This is a genomic window from Streptomyces sp. NPDC025651, assembly GCF_055558735.1.
On sequence record NZ_JBVHLZ010000022.1, the window covers coordinates 1 to 16,742 of the forward strand.

The window sequence follows — 16,742 nt, forward strand, 5'->3', positions numbered from 1 at the left end:
ACCACGCCACGCCCGACGACGAGGCCCTGACCCTGCAGCTCCCCAGCGACGGCAGCCAACGCGAACTGCGCGCCGTACTCGACCGGTTGGACACCACCGGCATCGAGGCCGACGAACTGACCGTGCACACCCCCGACCTCGACGACGTCTTCTTCGCCCTCACCAGCGGTTCCGACAAGGCCGAGGTGGCCGTCCGGTGAGTTCCATGTCCCTCGCCGTGCGCGACTCCTCCACCATGCTGCGCCGCAACCTCCTGCACGCCAGGCGCTATCCGTCGCTCACCCTGAACCTGCTGCTGACACCGATCGTTCTTCTGCTGCTCTTCGTCTACATCTTCGGCGACGCGATGAGCGCGGGCCTCGGCGGCGGAGCCGACCGATCCGACTACATCGCGTACATCGTCCCCGGCATCCTGATGATGACCATCGGCGGCACGGTGGTCGGCACGGCGGTGTCCGTCGCCAACGACATGACAGAGGGCATCATCGCCCGCTTCCGTACGATGGCGATCCACCGCGGATCCGTGCTCATCGGGCACGTCGTCGGCAGCGTGCTGCAGTCCATTGCCAGCGTGGTCCTGGTCGGCGCCGTCGCCCTGGCCGTCGGCTTCCGCGCCACCGACGCCACGACCCTCGAATGGCTGGCGGCCTTCGGACTCCTGGCCCTGGTCGCCCTTGCGCTCACCTGGATCGCCGTAGGGATGGGCCTGATCAGTCCGAACGCCGAAGCGGCCAGCAACAACGCGCTGCCGCTGATCATCCTGCCGTTCGTCTCCAGCGCCTTCGTCCCCCTCGACACCATGCCCGGCTGGTTCCAGCCCGTCGCCGAGTACCAGCCCTTCACGCCCGCCATCGAGACCCTGCGCGGCCTGCTGCTCGGCAGCGGGATCGGCAACAACGGATGGCTGGCCGTCGCCTGGTGCCCGGGACTGACCGTGCTCGGCTACCGCTGGTCGAAGGCAGTCTTCAACCGCGACCCGAAGTAGCCGTCATGTCGGCACGGCACGGCTCCCGCGGCCCGCCCCTCTCCGCCCCGCACTTGCACCCCGCTCGACGATCACAGGAGGACCCATGTCGTACGACCCGACCGACCAGACGGACCCGATCGACACAGACATCCACACAGGCACCCACACGGAGGTGGACGTCGGCGCGGACGTCGACATCACGGCCGAGGAGCCGCCCACCCTGCCCACCGACCGGCGCACCGGCTGCCCCTTCGACCCGCCCGCCGAACTCACCGCGCTGAGTGACAGGCCGCTGCGCCGCATGCGGTACGCCGACGGGCACGTGGGCTGGCTGGTCACCGGACATGCCGCGGGCCGCGCGATCCTCGCCGACGCGCGCTTCAGTTCACGCTACGAACTCATGCATCCGCCGGTCCCGATGGAGGGCTTTCCGGAGGAGATGCCGCCGGCGCCGGTCGGCGACATCATCGGCCTCGACGGTTCCGAGCACGCCCGCTACCGGCGCCTGCTCACCGGCAAGTTCACGGTTCGGCGCATGCGGCAACTCTCCGCACGGGTCGAGGAGTTCACCGCAGAATGCCTGGACGCCATGGAGCGGAACGGGCCCACCGCCGATCTGGTGGAGGCGTTCGCGCAGCCCGTGCCCGCGCTCATGATCTGCGAGCTGCTCGGAGTGCCGTACGACGACCGGCAGCGTTTCCAGCGCCACGTGGCGACCATCTTCGACCAGTCGGCGGGCGAGGAGGCGAAGGGCGAGGCCTATATGGCACTGCTCCAGTACCTGAACGAACTCGTCCTCGCCAAGCGCGCCGAGCCCACCGACGACCTGCTGAGCGATCTCACCAGCTCCGACCTCACGGACGAGGAACTGGCCGGAATCGGCGGAATGTTGCTCGCCGCAGGCATGGACACCACCGCGAACATGCTCGGCCTCGGCACCTTCGCCCTGCTGAGCAACCCCGACCAGCTGGCGGCCCTGCGTGCCGATCCGGCACTGGCCGCGCAGACGGTGGAGGAGCTGTTGCGCTACCTCAGCGTGGCCGACCCGCTGCCGCGCGCGGCGCTCGAGGACGTCGAGGTGGAGGGCCAACTCATCAAGGCAGGCGACACGGTGACCGTTTCCGTGCAGGCCGCCAACCGCGACCCGCTCAAGTTCGCCGACCCGGACCGGTTCGACGTCCACCGCAGGGCGACCGGGCACATGGCCTTCGGTCACGGCCCCCACCAGTGCCTGGGCCAGCAGCTCGCGCGCGTCGAGATGTCCGTCGCGTTCCCGGCGCTGTTCGCCCGCTTCCCCACCCTGCGCCTCGCGGTGCCGCCGCGGGAGGTACCGCTGCGCGACCGCGCCAACATCTACGGTGTGACCAGCCTGCCCGTCACCTGGGACAAGGAGTAGACGTATGAGCGACCGACAGGAGACGGTGACGCTCGGCGTCGACCGTGACCGCTGCGCAGGCGCCGGGATGTGTGTCCTGACGGCCCCCGAGGTCTTCGACCAGGACGACGAGGAAGGCATCGTGGTGCTCCGCAACCCCAGCCCGGCCCCGGAGCACCGGGCCGCCGCCCGGATGGCCGTCGGCCTCTGCCCCGCCGGAGCCATCGCTCTCAACTCCCCGGATCCCATGGGTACGTAGACGGAGGAAGGGTCCGGTGATGGTCTGCCACCGGCCACTGTGAGGCCACGGGCGCCGTTGGTTCGTCAGTCCTTGGGGAGTTCAGTCCTTGGGGAGCGCGGCGATCCAGCGGCCGTCCTGGAACTCGGCGGGGACCTCGTCCTCCCACGGATCGATCCCGCGGCGCTCGTCGTGCTGGTCGCTTTTCTCGCTGATCGGACAGTGAACCAGCACCACATCGCGGTGACGCACGAGACAACCCGGGGGCGGCCACGCGCGCCGACTCCCGTTTTCCGGTCATGTACAGCTACAGTTCCTTGCCCCCACAGCACCACCAACTCCCCCCACGACTGCATCCCGTACTCACGTACGCCCGTACGTAGTTCCACCGGAAAGGGAACGCCAGCCGTGTCTCAGCACCACCGTCTCAGACCCGCAGCCGTCGCCTCCGCGGCCGCTGTCGTCGTCCTCGCCCTCGGGTTCACCGGCACCGCGCACGCCGCCGCACCCGCCACGGCCCTCAGCTCCGCCGCCCGCACCGGCGACGACCCGGACCAGCCCGAGAACCCCCTCTACGACGCCCCCGAGAGCTTCCACGTCGCATCCGGGCGCGAGGCCGTCTCCCTCTCCTGGAGTCAGCTCTCCGCGGCCACGGCCTACGAGGTGTACCGCGCCGAGGCCGAGGGGACCGGACCGGACGAGGTCGGTCCCTACACACTGCTCGCCACCGTGAGCACGGGCGCGCACGTCGACGACGCCGCCGACCCCGACGTCGAGTACGCCTACAAGGTCCGCGCCCTGGACGGCGCCGGTCACGTCTCGCCCTACACCGAGCCGCTCCGCGGCACCCGGGACACCGTCGCGCCGTTCGCGCCGCGGGACCTGACCCGCGCCCGCGAGGACGAGCGCGGTGTGACGCTGACGTGGCGCAGCGGGGACTCGGACGCGGTGAAGTACGTGGTGTACCGCGCCGAGAGCCCCAACGCCCACCGCACGAAGGTCGGTACGACGACGTCGCTCACCTTCCGCGACACGAAGGGCGATCCGGGCCTCACGTACTCGTACGAGGTCAAGGGCGTCGACGCCGTCGGGAACGAGTCCGGGGCGTCGAACGCCGTGACCGGCACCAAGACGGTCACCTCCAGCACCGCCCCCAAGGCCCCCACGTTCGGCAACGCCGACCTGGTCGGCAAGCGGCTCACGCTGTCGTGGTGGCAGAGCCCGCACGTGCCGGTCTCCTCCTACACCGTCTACCGCTCCAAGTCCTCCCCGGTCGACATCACCGATCCGGCCAACCGCGTGGCCACCACGACGAAGACCGAGTACACCGCCACGGTGGGCGAGGACGCGGGGGAGCGGGACTACTACTACGCGATCGTCGCCACGTCCCAGCACTCCGTCGCCTCGCCCGCCTCCGCATCGGTCAAGCCGACGTACAGGGAGCCGCAGCCGCCGCGTGTCACGGAGATCTACGAGGTCGCACCGGGCGCGGGCAGCGTGCGGCTCGCCTGGTTCGGTGTTCCGCAGGGCGGCGACGAGGCGCCCGTGACCGGCTACCGCGTCTACCGCTCCACCAAGCCCCACCTCACCAAGGAGAACGCCGAGTTCAGCCACGAGGTCACGTCCGGCACGGAGTACGTGGACCGCGGCCTGACCGGCGGCACGACGTACTACTACGCCGTCGCCACGCTCGACGCGGACGGCCTCGAGTCCGCCCTCTCGCCCGAGGTGTCGGCCACGCCGTCCGGCTGACGGGCCAGGGGCCGGGAGGCTGTTCGGCCTCCCGGCCCCGATACTGCCCAGGGAGTACGGCAGTTGTCGTCGGCCGTACGACGCGCGGTGGTGACGTACCGGCCGAGAGTGGGGACGGCGAGCGCTCCTCGCGCGCCTGACCGGTCCACCCAGGGAGACGGCCCATGCATCCCACGTCCACCGCCCCGTTGACGGAACGATCCGCCGCGATCGGCCGGCGCATCGGCAATGTACGCCCCTACGTCCTGTCCCTCTTCCGCGTCGTCGTCGGGCTGCTCTTCGCCTGCCACGGCCTCGGCTCGCTCTTCGGCGTGATCGGCCCGGCCGCCGGCCCCGAGGCCGACATCGCCGCCTTCGGAGCCTGGCCCATCTGGTACGCGGCCGTCATCGAACTCGTGGGCGGCGCCCTGGTGATGCTCGGCCTCGGTTCCCGCACGGCGGCCCTGCTCTGCTCCGGGGAAATGGCGTACGCGTACTTCGACACCCATGCGTCCCAGGGACTGATCCCCCTCGACAACGGCGGGGAGTCGGCCGCGATCTACTGCTGGGCGTTCCTGCTGCTCGTGTTCACCGGGCCCGGCGCGCTGTCCTTGGACCGCCTGTTGCCCGGTCGGCGTGCCCGCCGCGGCACGTGAGCCGTGGCTCCGTCGGTGACGCGGGTCAAGTCAGCGGTGTGTAAGCGGTCTTGAGACGCGACCTGGGCGTAGCGTTGAGCCGGGCGTCACCGAAGGGGCACAGATGAGCGCAAGTTCCCACCGCAGCCGACTGGATCGGGCCGGTAAGTCGCGTGCCGACGCGGAGAAACGGGCTGGCGGCTTCCTGCGGAAGGAGGCAGGTCTGCGGGCCGATGCGGCGAAGGCCCGGGAGGCCGCGGCGAAGTCGAGGAATCCGAGCACGGCCAGGCAGAAGCTGCGGGCGGCCGCGCGCTACGAGAAGCAGGCCAACGATGCGGCGCGGGACGCGGGGAAGTGGAGCGGCAAGGCGGCCCAGTTCAGTCAGGACGTGGCGAGCACCACGGCCAAGCTCGCCAAGGCGGAGCGCGACGAGCAGGCGGCACGGGAGCGCGTACGGCGGCAGGAGCACATGGTGGCCGAGCGGCGGGCGGCTGCGGAGCAGGAGATGCTGTGCAGCCGCCTGGCCGACGCGGAGGCGCGGATGGCCGTTGCGCTGAAGGAACTGCGGGCGCCCAGGCCCGAGAAGTTGCGCGTCGTGCTGCTGGGCGCGGCGTCCGCCGGTGATCTGCGGGTCGGCCGGGAACAGGAGCGGATCCGTCTGGCCGTGGAGCGGGCGACAGGGCGGGACTTGGTGGAGCTCGACGTCCATCCCGCGGCGACGGCGGAGACCCTCCTGGACGCGCTCACCCGGTTCCGGCCGCATGTGGTCCACTTCTCCGGGCACAGCACCGCGGACCTCATCGAGTTCGAGCGGGACGTCGATCCGCGCCACCGGGGTGCCGACGTCACCTCCGGAGCCTTCGCGCGGGCCGTCGCCGCCGTGGACGAGCCGCCGCTCCTGGTCCTGCTGAACTCCTGCCACTCCGCCGCCCAGACGGGGGAGTTGGTCGGATCCGTGCCCTTCGCGATCGGGATGGCGGACGCCATCGGCGACGTCGACGCGATCACGTACGCGGCCCGGTTCTATGCCGCGGTCGCCGAAGGACAGTCGGTCCTGTCCGCGCATCGCGTCGGCCGGGCGGCGGTGGAACTCAACGGACTTCCCGGCCATGACCTGCCGACACTGCACTGCGCCCCTGGCGTCGACGCGGGGGCGACGCGTCTGGTCACGCCGCCCGCGGCACACCGCAGCCCCGACCGGAACGGCGGTGCCGCCGACGCCTTGACCGACTGCGCCCCGCGCGAACCCGCCAGGGAGGCCTGACGAGCGATGCTGGGCTGTGATGTGCCGTCACCGACCAGTCAACCGGCGCGGAGAACGGCCCTGTTGGAGCGCGCTTGAACTGCTCCGTCAGAGCGCGCTGAGTTCCTGCATCGCCTCGCGTTCGACCCGCGAAAGCTCGCGGAGGACGGAACCTGCCTCCGCGAGGGCCTCCGCGTCCTCGGATTCGCCCGCTGTCGTGATGAGTTCGGCCACCCGTGTCCAGAGCGCGGCGGCCTCGGCGTACAGGCTCTGCCCCGTACGCAGGTGGCCGCTGTCGATCAGCCCGTCGCACTCGGCGAGAAAGTCCCGGTAGAGATTGCGGAACAGGGCGCCGCCGGTGCCCGCCTTCTCCATGAGGACCGCCGCCCGTGCCAGTTCCACCCGCGGATCGCCGCTGCGCCGCAGCCACTTCGGAACCTGCCCGGCGGCCTTCTCGATGCCACGATGGCCCAGATTCGAGATGGGCGGGTTCAGGAACGCCTCGGCGCAGGCCTTGATCGCGGGGACGACCCGGTCCTGCGGTGACACCAGGCCGCTCGGCGCCTTGACGGTGAAGGAGCGGTGCTTGGCGGTCATGGGGCCGCGCTCGGCTCGGGCCTTGGCCAGGCCTGCGAGGCCGGTGGAGACGGCGCCGCCCTGCGGGGCGGTGTCCACCAGGAAGGCGTCGCGCTCGTCGTATCCGTACATGGCCACGACGTGCCCGCCGAAGTGCACCTTGGTGCTGAAGTAGTCCAGGTGGTAGCTGTCGAGCTGGAGGCCGACGGGGCGACCGGCGTCGATGGCGCGCGCCACGTTCCGCCATGCCTTGCGCGGTGAGGTGGTCTCCTCGACCAGCAGCTCGAGACCGAGCGCGGCGGCCAGGTTCCTGGTGAGCTCGAAGGGTTTGACCCGGCCGCCGAGGAAGGGGAAGTCCATGCTCTTGCTGTCCCAGTAGATGAAGGACAGCCCGGAGCCGAGCCCGAACAGCATGGGTTCGGAGAGGTCGATCCCCTCGTGCCGCAGCAGCACGCCCAGGGCCGTCGTCTCACAGTGCTGCATGCCGAGCGGATCGACGCCCTCCACCATGGTCATGCCACTCATTCTCCTCCTTCAGCTGACTGCCGCACCTGACGACCACGCACGGCCGCGCGAGAGCCCGACGCCGCGCGCGGGGCACGGTCACGCGACGAGGCGCAGCCAGGCCGCCGCGAGCCGATCCACAGGGATCACATGTCCCTTCGGGGCCAGCGTGTGCTGGCCCATGTCGTTTCACGGGCCGGTTCGGGTGCCGGTAGCCCCACTCGCCCGCCCAGGCGACGATGCCGCACGGCCGGACGAGCACGCACGTCGTCGTAGGTGCAGGAGGCCACGACACGTGGACCTCAGAAGGAACCGTGATCGGCCGAATACCCTCTGTGCACACGCGGTGAACATCAATAGGCTCTGCGACCTTCATGGTCTGGGGGTTTTGTGAACGGTCTCCGTGCGTTCGTCGTCTGCCTTGTGGTCGCGTGTGCCGCGGTCGTGTCGCCGACCGCGGCTGCGACACCGGCCGCGGCTGCTTCACCGGCCGCGGCCGGTGGCACGAGCGAGGCCGGGAAGCCGAGTTGGTCGTCGCTGCCGGTGCCCGCGGCGGCGGCTCCGCCGGTGCGTGTGTCCGATCTCGCTGCCCGCGGGCCGGACGAGGCGTGGGCGACGGGGTACGAGCACGCCGCCGATGGGCTGCGGCCGCTGCTGTACCGGTGGGACGGCGCGGCGTGGAGCCGCGACACCACCTTTCCCGGCGCCGGTGAACCGGGCTGGCTCGGCGAGGTGCAGTTCGTCGGCGACGAAGTGTGGATCTTCCACAACCGCGGCGGGGCGGGGGAGATCCTGCGCGGGACGGCGGCGGGGTGGAACGCCGTCCCGCTGCCGCAAACCCTGTCGGTGTACCAGGACTTCACCGCTGTACCGGGTGGTGCGTGGGTGGTCGGTGAGGACGGCACCGGGCTGAAGGTGCTGCACTACGACGGCTCCGGATGGACCACCCAGTCCACCCCGGACGACGTGCTGTTCCTGATGGGGATCACCGCGCGCACGGCCACCGAAGCCTGGGCCTGGGCGGACCGACGCACCGGGGGGACCGCCGTCCTGCGCTGGGACGGCACGCGGTGGCGGGACGCGAACGTGCCGCTGCCCTCGAACAGCAACGTGCACACGATGCTGCTCGAACCGTCCGGCCGCGCCACGATCGGCGGCAGTCAGTACACCGACGGTGTGTCCCGCACGTACCTGATGACCTTCGACGGGCATGCCTGGCGCACCACTTACCCACCGCTGGGCGGCACCTACACCGCGGGCATGGTGCGCGGCCCGGACGGCGCGCTGTGGGTGCCGCTGGTCAGCGACCGCGCGTTCCAGTCGAAGTACGCGCGAGTGGACGGCCGGCGCACCGCCTTCTCCTACGGACCGGAGCGCACGAACGCGATCGACGTCACACCGCGCGTACTGGCGCGGGCGGGCTCCTCGCTGCTGTCCTTCGGGACCGTCGAGATCTACGGCTCGAAACCGAACCTGATGAGCGAACGGCTGGGAGGCTGACCACGGTGCGCCGACTACTCGTCGCGGCCCTCGCCGCCGCCATGACCGCCGTGACCGTCATGACCTCGGCCGCGGCGGACACCCAGGCCCGGTCCTGGCAACACGTTCCGGTCCCGGCGCAGGTACGCCCGCAAGCCGGGCTCAACGAAGCGGTGGCGTTCGGGCCCGACCGGGCGTGGGCGGTGGGTTCCGACGCCGTCGGCCGCGAGGCACCGGGCTTCCCGCTGATGCTGCGCTGGGACGGAGCCGCGTGGCAGCGCCAGAGCCTGCTCGGGGTCCGCTGGCAGGGAGAGCTGCTGTCCATCGGGGCGACCTCGCCGACCGCGATCTGGGCGGTCGGCCGCGACTCGACGGGCGGCGCCCACCTGCTCCACTTCGACGGCGCCGCCTGGTCCGAGAGCCGGCCGCCGCGCGGCGTCGGTCTGGACAAGGTCGTCTCCGGCGGCGACGAGACCTGGCTGATCGGCGCGCGGGACGGCGGGCAGGCCCTGCTGCGCCGGGACGGGCGCCGCTGGCAGGACATGCCGGTGCCGCCGGGAGCCGTGTACGGACTGCACGTCAAGGACGCCGACGACGTGTGGGCCGCGGGCGCCGCCGACTCGAGCGCGGCCGTGTCGCACTGGGACGGCCAGACGTGGCGGCAGTGGAAGGTGGACGGGGTCCCGAGGTCGTCCGTGAGCAGTGTGCTGGCGGTCTCGCCGACCGAGGTGTGGGCGGGCGGCACGGGAGGGTTCATCGGCGGTCCGCCCGGCCGGCCGATTCCGCCCCTGCTGGTCCGCTTCGACGGGCAGGCGTGGAACCGCGTGACCGTGCCCGCGGACTTCGGGGCGATCAACTCGCTGACGTCCGACAGCTCCGGCAAGCTGGCCTGGGTCTCGGTGGCCCGTTCCCTGAAGTGGGGCCCGCCGGGCAGCAGCCCGCCCCTCGTCCCCGGGCCGGACTTCCTTGCCTGGAACGGCGGTTCGTTCACCGAGCACAGTGAACCGGCGGTGGCGGGGGAGGGCGACTCCTCGCTGCTGCGCCTCGCGCCGGTGCCGGGCACGGAGACGGTGTGGTCGGTCGGCCGCGCGGCTGGTCCGGAGAGCACCTTCGCGCCGCGCATCCTGCGGTTCGGCTGAGAAGGCGAACGGGCGCTGCCCGGCGCTGCCGGGCGCGGGGGTGGAGGTGGAGGGGGCACGCGTGCACCGCGTGCCCCCTGGCGGTCTATCTGCGACGCACCGGAAGAATCTGTGCGAAGGCGCGCAGGACCGCCGCGCGTTCTTCTGGGGCGGTGCCTCGGACCGCGATGACGAGGGCCGTCAGGAACGTCACGGCGACCACGACGACGACCGCGAGCAGGACCTGGGGTGTTCCGGCGGTGAGTTGAACGAGGATGGTGGTCATGGGATTCCTCCGTCGGCAGGCCAGCGCTAATGGGGGGCGAGATCCGGAGATCCGGAGATCCAGAGATCCGGAGGACCGAGTGGCCAACGGAGACGCGTCTGGCGTGGAGCGGAGTGGAGCCGAACGGCACGGCGGTGCCGTGGCGTTCGGTCCCAGTGATCAAGAGCAGGGCGGCGTCTGCGATGGGCCTGGTCGGCCGGGATTACTTCCCGGACGAGTGGGCGACGCACATGCGCCGAAGGTTCGCAGCCATGTCAACCACTCCCTGCGGTCGAACCCCATGACGGGCCCGGGCGGTACCGTGTCGCACCGCGCACTCCCACCATGCCCTGTCGCTCCCTCCGGGCGCCAGGGGACAACTCCCTTTCATGACTGGGGTGTTGCTCACAAGGGCAGTGGCAGCGGCCCGCGGCCTTCGCGTCCTTGGTGAGGGTGGAGCGGGGCGGGGCACCGCAGTCGATGTGCGGCAGAGCAAGGGCGTCGGCGAACCCTCTCAGGGCCCGGTCGTGAGCCGCGATCAGTCCAGTCGCGTCCGGCTGCTCCGGGGCGTCGTCCCGTAACCGATTCCTGGATCAGCGGGGAGGAGCCGAGGCGACATGGAGCCGGCCACAAGTGCTGCCCGACGTCCGGGACTTCCAGGAGAGCGGAGAGAAGGAAGAGGCCGCGAGCGCGAACAAGGAGAACCAGGAGTCGACGTGGCACCTGAGCCTGGGCCGCCACGGCCTGCGCGTCGACGCGGGACGGCACCTGCGCCTGTCGATGTCCCTGACCCTGATCGGCTGGATCACCGGCGCCGGCGGCTTCGTCGGAGCGAGCTCCCACTGGGATCTGTACGGCTGACGGCGCGCGGAACTCCCGGGTCACGCCTCGAAAACGAGGTGTACGCGGCTGTGGCGACGTCTACCGTGACAGCCATGCACGCGACGCCGGCCTGGCGGCCACTTGTGCCGGAAGACGCCCCGGCACTGGCCGAGTTGTTCGCCGCGGTGGAAGCGACCGACGGCACCGACGAGCACTACGACGCCGAGGACCTCGCCGAAGAACTGAGCGACCCGCACGTGGAGTTGAACCGCGACTCGGTCGGGGTGTGGTCGGGTGGCGAGCTGATCGCCTACGCCAAGGCGAAGGGCCTGCCCGAGGCGACCGGCGTACACCTCGTGTACGTCGAGGGGGCGGTACGCCCCGACGCGCGCGGCCGAGGCGTGGGCACCGACCTGGTGAACTGGCTGGTGACACGGGCGACACAGCGGCATCGCGAGCAGTTCCCCGACCTGCCGGGCGAGGCGCACATCCAACTCCACGCACCGAACACCGCCAAGCGCGACCTGTTCCACAAGGCCGGGTTCGAGGCGCGGCGCTGGTTCTTCGACATGCGCAGGCCGCTGGACGGCGCCCCGGTCCAGGCGACGACCCCGGCAGGCGGGCCGCGCGTCGTCCCCTTCACCGACGCGTACGACGAAGCGACCCGGCTGGCGCACGACGAATCCTTCCGCGACCACTGGGGACACACCCCGACCACCCCGGACCGGTGGCGGCACGGGACCACCGGCGCCCGGTCGTTCCGGCCCGACGCGTCGTTCCTGGCACTGGACGGGGACGAGGTCGTCGGCTACCTCATCAGCCACGAGTACGACGCCGAGACCGCGATGACCGGCGTCCGCGAATGCTGGATCGACAGACTCGGCACCCGCCCCGCCTGGCGCGGCACCGGCGTGGCCACCGCGCTGCTCACCACCTGCCTGCGGACCGGCCGGGAGCAGGGCTATGGCAGAGCCGGCCTGAACGTGGACAGCGCCAACGCCACCGGCGCCCTCGGCCTGTACGAGCGGTGCGGCTTCCGCACCCGGCACACCTGGATCGGGTACGTACGACCGCTGTAAACACATACGCCCGCTGTTAATACGTACGTCTGCTGTAGCGGAGCCCCCGCCGCCAACTGCCCGGCGCGTGAGGCTACTTGTGGCTCGGTGCGTGCCGAGCCATCGACCGGTTCGCCGCTTGTGCGGCCGGTCCCGGAGCCCGCAGGTTGGCCTCAGCCCGACGGGAAGGATGTGGTCATGACGTCACAGGGCGGGGCTTCGGGGCGGGGCAGCCGTGCGGTGGTCCTGGGCGCGGGGATGGCCGGGATGCTGGCGGCAAGCGTGTTGTCGGGCCGGATGGACGAAGTGGTGGTCGTCGACCGGGACCGCATCCCGCAAGGCGCCGGGCCACGGCAAGGACTGCCGCAGGCCCGTCACGCGCACATGCTGATGTCCGGCGGCGTGCGCGCCATCGAGGCACTGCTGCCCGGCACGGTCGATGCATGGGTGGCCGCGGGCGCGCGGCGGCTGGCCGTGACGGGGGAGATGGTCCTGCTGGGACCCCAGGGCTGGTTCCCGCGCCGGCCCGGCCCGGACTTCCTCATCGCCTGTACGAGGGATCTGCTCGACGCGGTGGTGCGCGAACGCGTCCTGGCCCTGCCGCGGGTGGTCCTGAGGGACGGCACCGAGGCGGTGGAGCTGCTGGGGGACCCGCGCCGGGTCGCCGGAGTGAACGTACGAGAGACGGACACGGGCAAGGCAGAGGACCTGGCGGCCGACCTGGTTGTCGACGCCTCGGGCCGCGGCTCGCGGTCCGCGCGGCACCTCGCCCGCCTGGGGCTGCCCGCCGTGCGGGAGGAGACGGTGGACGCCGGGCAGGTGTACGCCACCCGCCTCTTCCGGGCGCCGCCGGGCGCCGAGCGCTTTCCCCTCGTGAGCCTGCAGCCCGACGCGCGCTCCGGCGGCCCCGGCCGGATCGGTGTCCTGATGCCGGTCGAGGACGGCCAGTGGCTGGTCACCGTCGCGGGCACCCGCGGGGCCGAACCCAGCAGGGACCCAGGGGAGTTCGAGCCCTTCGCCCGCAGCCTGCGCGACCCGCTCCTGGCCGATCTGATCTCGTGCGCCGAGCCGTTGACCGACGTCCACCTCACCCGCAGCACCGTCAACAGGCGCCGCCGCTTCGAGCGGCTCCCCGCCGCACCGGAGGGATTCGTCGTCCTGGGCGACGCGCTGGCCACCTTCAACCCCGTGTACGGACAAGGCCTTTCGGTGGTCGCCCACGGCGCGGCGGCCCTGGACCGGGCCCTGCGCGAGCGCCGGACCCACGCGGCGGGCTTCGCCCGGCACGTCCAGCGGACGGTGGCCCGCGCCGCGGGAAGCCCCTGGGACCTGGCCACCGGCGAGGACCTCAACTACCCGGCCACCATCGGCAAGAGCCCTCCGCCGGCGGCCCGGCTGCTGCGCGGCTACACCCAGCGGATGATGCGGGCCGCGACCGGCAACCAGGCGGTCCTTCGGGCACTGACCGAGGTCATGACCCTGTCCGCGCCCCTGACCCGCCTGGTCAGGCCGGAGGTGCTCCTGGGCGTCGCCCGGGGCCCCGGCCGGGACGCGCAGCGGGGCCCGACGATCACGGCGGAGGAGCTGGCGCTGTGCGGGCTGGACGGAGGGCGTTGAAGCGCGGGCGGCCTTGAAGAGCACGGCCCTGAGCGTGCGGCCCCGCCGCGGGAATGCGGGAAGGGGAGTGCCGATGTCGCCCCGGAGGCGGACCCGGCGCGCTCCCGTGCCGGAGCGGCCGTAGCGTTGCTGGCATGTGCTGGAGTGCGACGGCCGACCTCGTGGCAGGCACGGGCATCGCGGCTGTGGGGGTCGCCTCGGTGACCTCGGCGGCCCGGCGCCCGCGTGACCTGCCGCTGGCCGCGCTGCCCCTCATCCTGGGGGTCCACCAGATCATCGAGGCGGCCGTCTGGCGCAACGGCGGCGGGACCGGTCCTGCCACGGTCGCCTGGGCCGTCATCGCACTCCCCCTGCTGGCAGGGTGGGTTCCGGCGGCCGTGCTGTGCGCCGCGCCGCCGAGCGCCCGTCGCCGCCTGCTCGTCCCTCTCGCGGCGGGAGCCGCCACGGCGACGGCGCTCACGTACGCGCTGGCGACCCGCACGGTGACGGCCGAGATCCGTGGGCACACCGTCGGGTACTCCCTGGGGCTGCCGCAGGCGGAGCTGATCGTCGTCGGCTACCTCATCGCCACCATCGGCTCCCTGCTCCTGTCGGGTGACCGGGGCCTCGTCCTGTTCGGTGTCCTGGTCGCCGTCGGGGCCGCGGTCTCCCTCGTGCTGTGGCGGAAGGAGTACATCTCGACGTGGTGCGCGTCCGCCGCGGTGTGCTCGGTGGCCCTGCTGCTCTGGGTCAGAAGGCGTGGCCGCCTGTGGCGAGCCGGGCGAGATGGGACAGGGAGTCGGTGAGGTGCGCGGGGCCGAAGGGCGGGAAGCGGATGTACCCCCGGATGGACTGCGGCACCGCCGACCAGTCGTAGGTGAGCGTGACCTCGGTCCTGGACGGGCCGTGCGGGGTGAGGTCGTAGCGCCAGAACCAGCCGCCGAACTCCAGGCGGCCGTCTTCCTTCTCCTCGCCGGTCAGCCAGCCGATGGTGCGCGGTGCGTCCAGGACATGGACCTTGTTGGCGACCTGGTAGACGCCGTTCGGATGGTTGGAGTGGTACATGGCCATCCGGAAGATCTGGCCTTCTTCCGTGAGCGGTGCCCGGTCGACGGGTTCCTGCACCCAGCCGGTGCCGTCGATCGCGGCGTGGGTCTGCGGGTCCGCCAGCACCGTGAACACGCTTTCGGCGGGTGCCGCGATGGTCAGGGTGGCGCTCACGTTCTCCTCGCTCATGGTGCGCACGCTCCTCGTCGCCTCGTCGGGGCCTTCCGCGGATGCGGGAGGGGGTGTTCCCGTCATGGAGACGACGCGGTGAGGCGGAACTCATCGGTGCTGAGGCCTCGTCGGCTACCGCGCCTGCGCTGGCGGCGGCCCGGCCGTGGTGGCCGACACCTTGAACCTCGGCATGTGAGGCACGCCATCAGGCGGCGGGTCGCGGGTTACGGATCACGGGTCACGAGTCACGGGGCAGCTCCACGTCGGTATCACCTCGCTGGATTTCCACTATCAAGGCTGTTCGGAATACCCCCCGGGGGTATATGGTTGTGATCAACGTCCTGAGCGGACGGCGCCAGAAGGCGCATCACACCCTTGGAGTCGTCATGAGGAACCACCCCGGCCACGACCGCAGCAACCACGGCGTTCACAGCGCCCACAGCGGGCACGGCAGCCACAGCGGACACGCCGCGCCCCAGCCCGGTGGGCTGTCGGTCTCCGCGAGCGGATACACCCTCGAGGTCGAATCGACGATCCTCACCGCCGGCGTGCAGCCGGTCAGCTTCCGGGTGATCGGGCCCGACGGGCGGGCGGTGACCGAGTTCATGGCCGAGCACGAGAAAGAACTGCACTTCATCGCCGTCCGGCGCGACATGGCCGGGTTCCAGCACGTGCACCCGGTCAGGGACGCCAAGGGCACCTGGAGCGTCGAACTGGCCCTGGAACCAGGGGACTGGAGATTCTTCGCCGACGTCCACCCGGTCGGCCACGACGGGACCCTGACGCTGGGGGTCGACGTCGCCGTCGCCGGGCCGTACGACCCGCGACCGCTTCCCGAGGCCACCGGCATCGCGGAGCTCGGCGAGTACACCGTGACGCTCGACGGCGAACTCCTGCCCGGCGAGGCGAGCGAACTGACGCTCACCGTCAGCCGGAACGGCCGCCCCGTCACCGACCTGCAGCCCTACCTGGCCGCGTACGGACACCTGGTGGCGCTGCGGGTCGGCGACCTGGGCTACCTCCATGTCCACCCGGAGGGCGAACCCGGCGACGGCATCACCGCGCCGGGACCCGAGATCGCCTTCATGGCCATCGCGCCTTCGGCCGGCACCTACCGCCTGTACCTGGACTTCCGGCACAACGACGTCGTCCGGACGGCCGAGTTCACCCTGCGGACCGCCGTGACCACCGCCCGCCCGGAGGCGGCACCCCACGCCGCACCCGAGCCCAGGAGCCACCACCACGGCCACCACGCACACCACTGACTGACCGCAGGAACCCCACGACCCCTGTCGAAGGAGCGTCATGCCCCGCCTGACCCCACTCACGCCCGACACGGCGGTCGGCGCCTCGCGCGACCTCCTCGCGGACCTGGTCTCCCGCCACGGCCGGATCGGCGACATGGTCTCCACGATGGCGCATTCGCCCGCCGTGCTGGGTGGCTACCTCCAGCTCAGCCGCGCCATGGGGCGAGCCAAACTCGACCGCAGGACCAGCGAACGGATCTCGATCGCCGTCCAGGCCCTGCAGGGATGCGGACTGTGCCTCGACGCGCACGTCAGTGCCGCCCGCGCCCTGGGAGTCGAGGAGGAAGAGATCGAGCGGGCCCGCGCGGGCACCTCGGCCGATCCCGCGACCGCGGCGGTCATCGCCCTCGCCCTCCAGATCTACCGCGAGCCGACGTCGATCACCGACGAACACGTCATCGCGCTGCGGGAGCACGGCTACAGCGACCGCGCGATCGCCGATGTCGTCGGCGTCGTCGCCCTCAACATCCTCACCGGCGCCTTCAATCTGCTCGCCGGTCTCACACCGGGGAGTGACACCGGTGCCTGAAGACACCCCCGCCTGTACGCGCGGGGCACGGCCTCCACCCCGGAGCCGTGCCCCGCCGCATGGACACGGAAGGAACCTGCC

At 71.6% G+C, this 16,742-nt stretch carries 18 protein-coding genes and 1 pseudogene; 15 read left to right on the forward strand and 4 right to left on the reverse strand.

What is annotated here, in order from left to right:
* The 4 genes and pseudogenes from ACZ4D5_RS42240 to ACZ4D5_RS42255 all read left to right on the forward strand — a co-directional run.
* Positions 1 to 200 (forward strand): annotated as a pseudogene (locus tag ACZ4D5_RS42240) (ABC transporter); the annotation flags it as partial.
* Positions 197 to 985, forward strand: coding sequence for an ABC transporter permease (locus ACZ4D5_RS42245; protein ID WP_467777850.1), 789 nt, complete (start codon positions 197 to 199; stop codon positions 983 to 985). The pseudogene ACZ4D5_RS42240 and the gene ACZ4D5_RS42245, both read left to right, overlap by 4 nt.
* Before the next feature lie 85 nt (positions 986 to 1,070).
* Positions 1,071 to 2,363, forward strand: a complete 1,293-nt coding sequence (locus ACZ4D5_RS42250; RefSeq protein WP_467777851.1) for a cytochrome P450 — start codon at positions 1,071 to 1,073, stop codon at positions 2,361 to 2,363.
* 4 nt (positions 2,364 to 2,367) lie between these two features.
* On the forward strand, positions 2,368 to 2,601 hold the full coding sequence (locus ACZ4D5_RS42255; protein ID WP_467777852.1) for a ferredoxin: 234 nt from the start codon (positions 2,368 to 2,370) through the stop codon (positions 2,599 to 2,601).
* Positions 2,602 to 2,682: 81 nt separating this feature from the next.
* Here ACZ4D5_RS42255 and ACZ4D5_RS42260 read toward each other — a convergent pair whose 3' ends face one another.
* A complete protein-coding gene (locus ACZ4D5_RS42260) occupies positions 2,683 to 2,814 on the reverse strand; it encodes a hypothetical protein (RefSeq protein WP_467777853.1) in 132 nt (43 codons plus the stop codon).
* A gap of 174 nt (positions 2,815 to 2,988) precedes the next feature.
* Between ACZ4D5_RS42260 and ACZ4D5_RS42265 the strand changes: the two genes are divergently transcribed.
* The 3 genes from ACZ4D5_RS42265 to ACZ4D5_RS42275 all read left to right on the forward strand — a co-directional run bounded on the left by ACZ4D5_RS42265 (position 2,989) and on the right by ACZ4D5_RS42275 (position 6,210).
* Positions 2,989 to 4,332 carry a fibronectin type III domain-containing protein gene (locus tag ACZ4D5_RS42265; protein ID WP_467777854.1) on the forward strand — a complete coding sequence of 448 codons (1,344 nt, stop codon included), beginning with the start codon at positions 2,989 to 2,991 and terminating at the stop codon, positions 4,330 to 4,332.
* 164 nt (positions 4,333 to 4,496) lie between these two features.
* On the forward strand, positions 4,497 to 4,967 hold the full coding sequence (locus ACZ4D5_RS42270; RefSeq protein WP_467777855.1) for a DoxX family protein: 471 nt from the start codon (positions 4,497 to 4,499) through the stop codon (positions 4,965 to 4,967).
* A gap of 103 nt (positions 4,968 to 5,070) precedes the next feature.
* Positions 5,071 to 6,210: a CHAT domain-containing protein gene (locus tag ACZ4D5_RS42275; protein ID WP_467777856.1), complete on the forward strand. Its 1,140-nt coding sequence runs from the start codon at positions 5,071 to 5,073 to the stop codon at positions 6,208 to 6,210.
* An 87-nt stretch (positions 6,211 to 6,297) separates the two neighbouring features.
* On the opposite strand, the gene ACZ4D5_RS42280 is transcribed toward ACZ4D5_RS42275, so the two are convergent.
* Complete coding sequence (locus tag ACZ4D5_RS42280; RefSeq protein ID WP_467777917.1) at positions 6,298 to 7,281, reverse strand: BtrH N-terminal domain-containing protein; 984 nt, start codon at positions 7,279 to 7,281, stop codon at positions 6,298 to 6,300.
* A gap of 378 nt (positions 7,282 to 7,659) precedes the next feature.
* On the opposite strand from ACZ4D5_RS42280, the gene ACZ4D5_RS42285 reads away from it, so the two are divergent.
* Both ACZ4D5_RS42285 and ACZ4D5_RS42290 read left to right on the forward strand, forming a co-directional pair.
* The gene (locus tag ACZ4D5_RS42285; protein ID WP_467777857.1) at positions 7,660 to 8,769 is read left to right on the forward strand and encodes a hypothetical protein; all 1,110 of its coding nucleotides are present in this window, start codon (positions 7,660 to 7,662) and stop codon (positions 8,767 to 8,769) included.
* 5 nt (positions 8,770 to 8,774) lie between these two features.
* The gene (locus ACZ4D5_RS42290) at positions 8,775 to 9,887 is read left to right on the forward strand and encodes a hypothetical protein (protein ID WP_467777858.1); all 1,113 of its coding nucleotides are present in this window, start codon (positions 8,775 to 8,777) and stop codon (positions 9,885 to 9,887) included.
* Between the two features lie 85 nt (positions 9,888 to 9,972).
* On the opposite strand, the gene ACZ4D5_RS42295 is transcribed toward ACZ4D5_RS42290, so the two are convergent.
* Positions 9,973 to 10,152, reverse strand: a complete 180-nt coding sequence (locus ACZ4D5_RS42295; protein WP_467777859.1) for a hypothetical protein — start codon at positions 10,150 to 10,152, stop codon at positions 9,973 to 9,975.
* 612 nt (positions 10,153 to 10,764) lie between these two features.
* Here ACZ4D5_RS42295 and ACZ4D5_RS42300 point away from each other — a divergent pair.
* The 4 genes from ACZ4D5_RS42300 (at position 10,765) to ACZ4D5_RS42315 (ending at position 14,413) form a co-directional block, all read left to right on the forward strand.
* Entirely contained in the window at positions 10,765 to 10,992 is a 228-nt protein-coding gene (locus ACZ4D5_RS42300) for a hypothetical protein (RefSeq protein ID WP_467777860.1), read from the forward strand.
* A gap of 74 nt (positions 10,993 to 11,066) precedes the next feature.
* Positions 11,067 to 12,032, forward strand: coding sequence for a GNAT family N-acetyltransferase (locus ACZ4D5_RS42305; RefSeq protein WP_467777861.1), 966 nt, complete (start codon positions 11,067 to 11,069; stop codon positions 12,030 to 12,032).
* Positions 12,033 to 12,209: 177 nt separating this feature from the next.
* The gene (locus ACZ4D5_RS42310) at positions 12,210 to 13,628 is read left to right on the forward strand and encodes an NAD(P)/FAD-dependent oxidoreductase (protein WP_467777862.1); all 1,419 of its coding nucleotides are present in this window, start codon (positions 12,210 to 12,212) and stop codon (positions 13,626 to 13,628) included.
* Positions 13,629 to 13,762: 134 nt separating this feature from the next.
* A complete protein-coding gene (locus ACZ4D5_RS42315) occupies positions 13,763 to 14,413 on the forward strand; it encodes a DUF6629 family protein (RefSeq protein WP_467777863.1) in 651 nt (216 codons plus the stop codon).
* On the opposite strand, the gene ACZ4D5_RS42320 is transcribed toward ACZ4D5_RS42315, so the two are convergent.
* Positions 14,358 to 14,843 carry an SRPBCC family protein gene (locus tag ACZ4D5_RS42320; protein WP_467777864.1) on the reverse strand — a complete coding sequence of 162 codons (486 nt, stop codon included), beginning with the start codon at positions 14,841 to 14,843 and terminating at the stop codon, positions 14,358 to 14,360. The two genes, ACZ4D5_RS42315 and ACZ4D5_RS42320, sit on opposite strands and share 56 nt — an antisense overlap.
* A gap of 368 nt (positions 14,844 to 15,211) precedes the next feature.
* Between ACZ4D5_RS42320 and ACZ4D5_RS42325 the strand changes: the two genes are divergently transcribed.
* Entirely contained in the window at positions 15,212 to 16,090 is an 879-nt protein-coding gene (locus tag ACZ4D5_RS42325; RefSeq protein WP_467777865.1) for a hypothetical protein, read from the forward strand.
* Positions 16,091 to 16,130: 40 nt separating this feature from the next.
* Positions 16,131 to 16,661, forward strand: a complete 531-nt coding sequence (locus ACZ4D5_RS42330; RefSeq protein ID WP_467777866.1) for a carboxymuconolactone decarboxylase family protein — start codon at positions 16,131 to 16,133, stop codon at positions 16,659 to 16,661.
* The last annotated feature ends 81 nt before the right edge of the window (positions 16,662 to 16,742 follow it).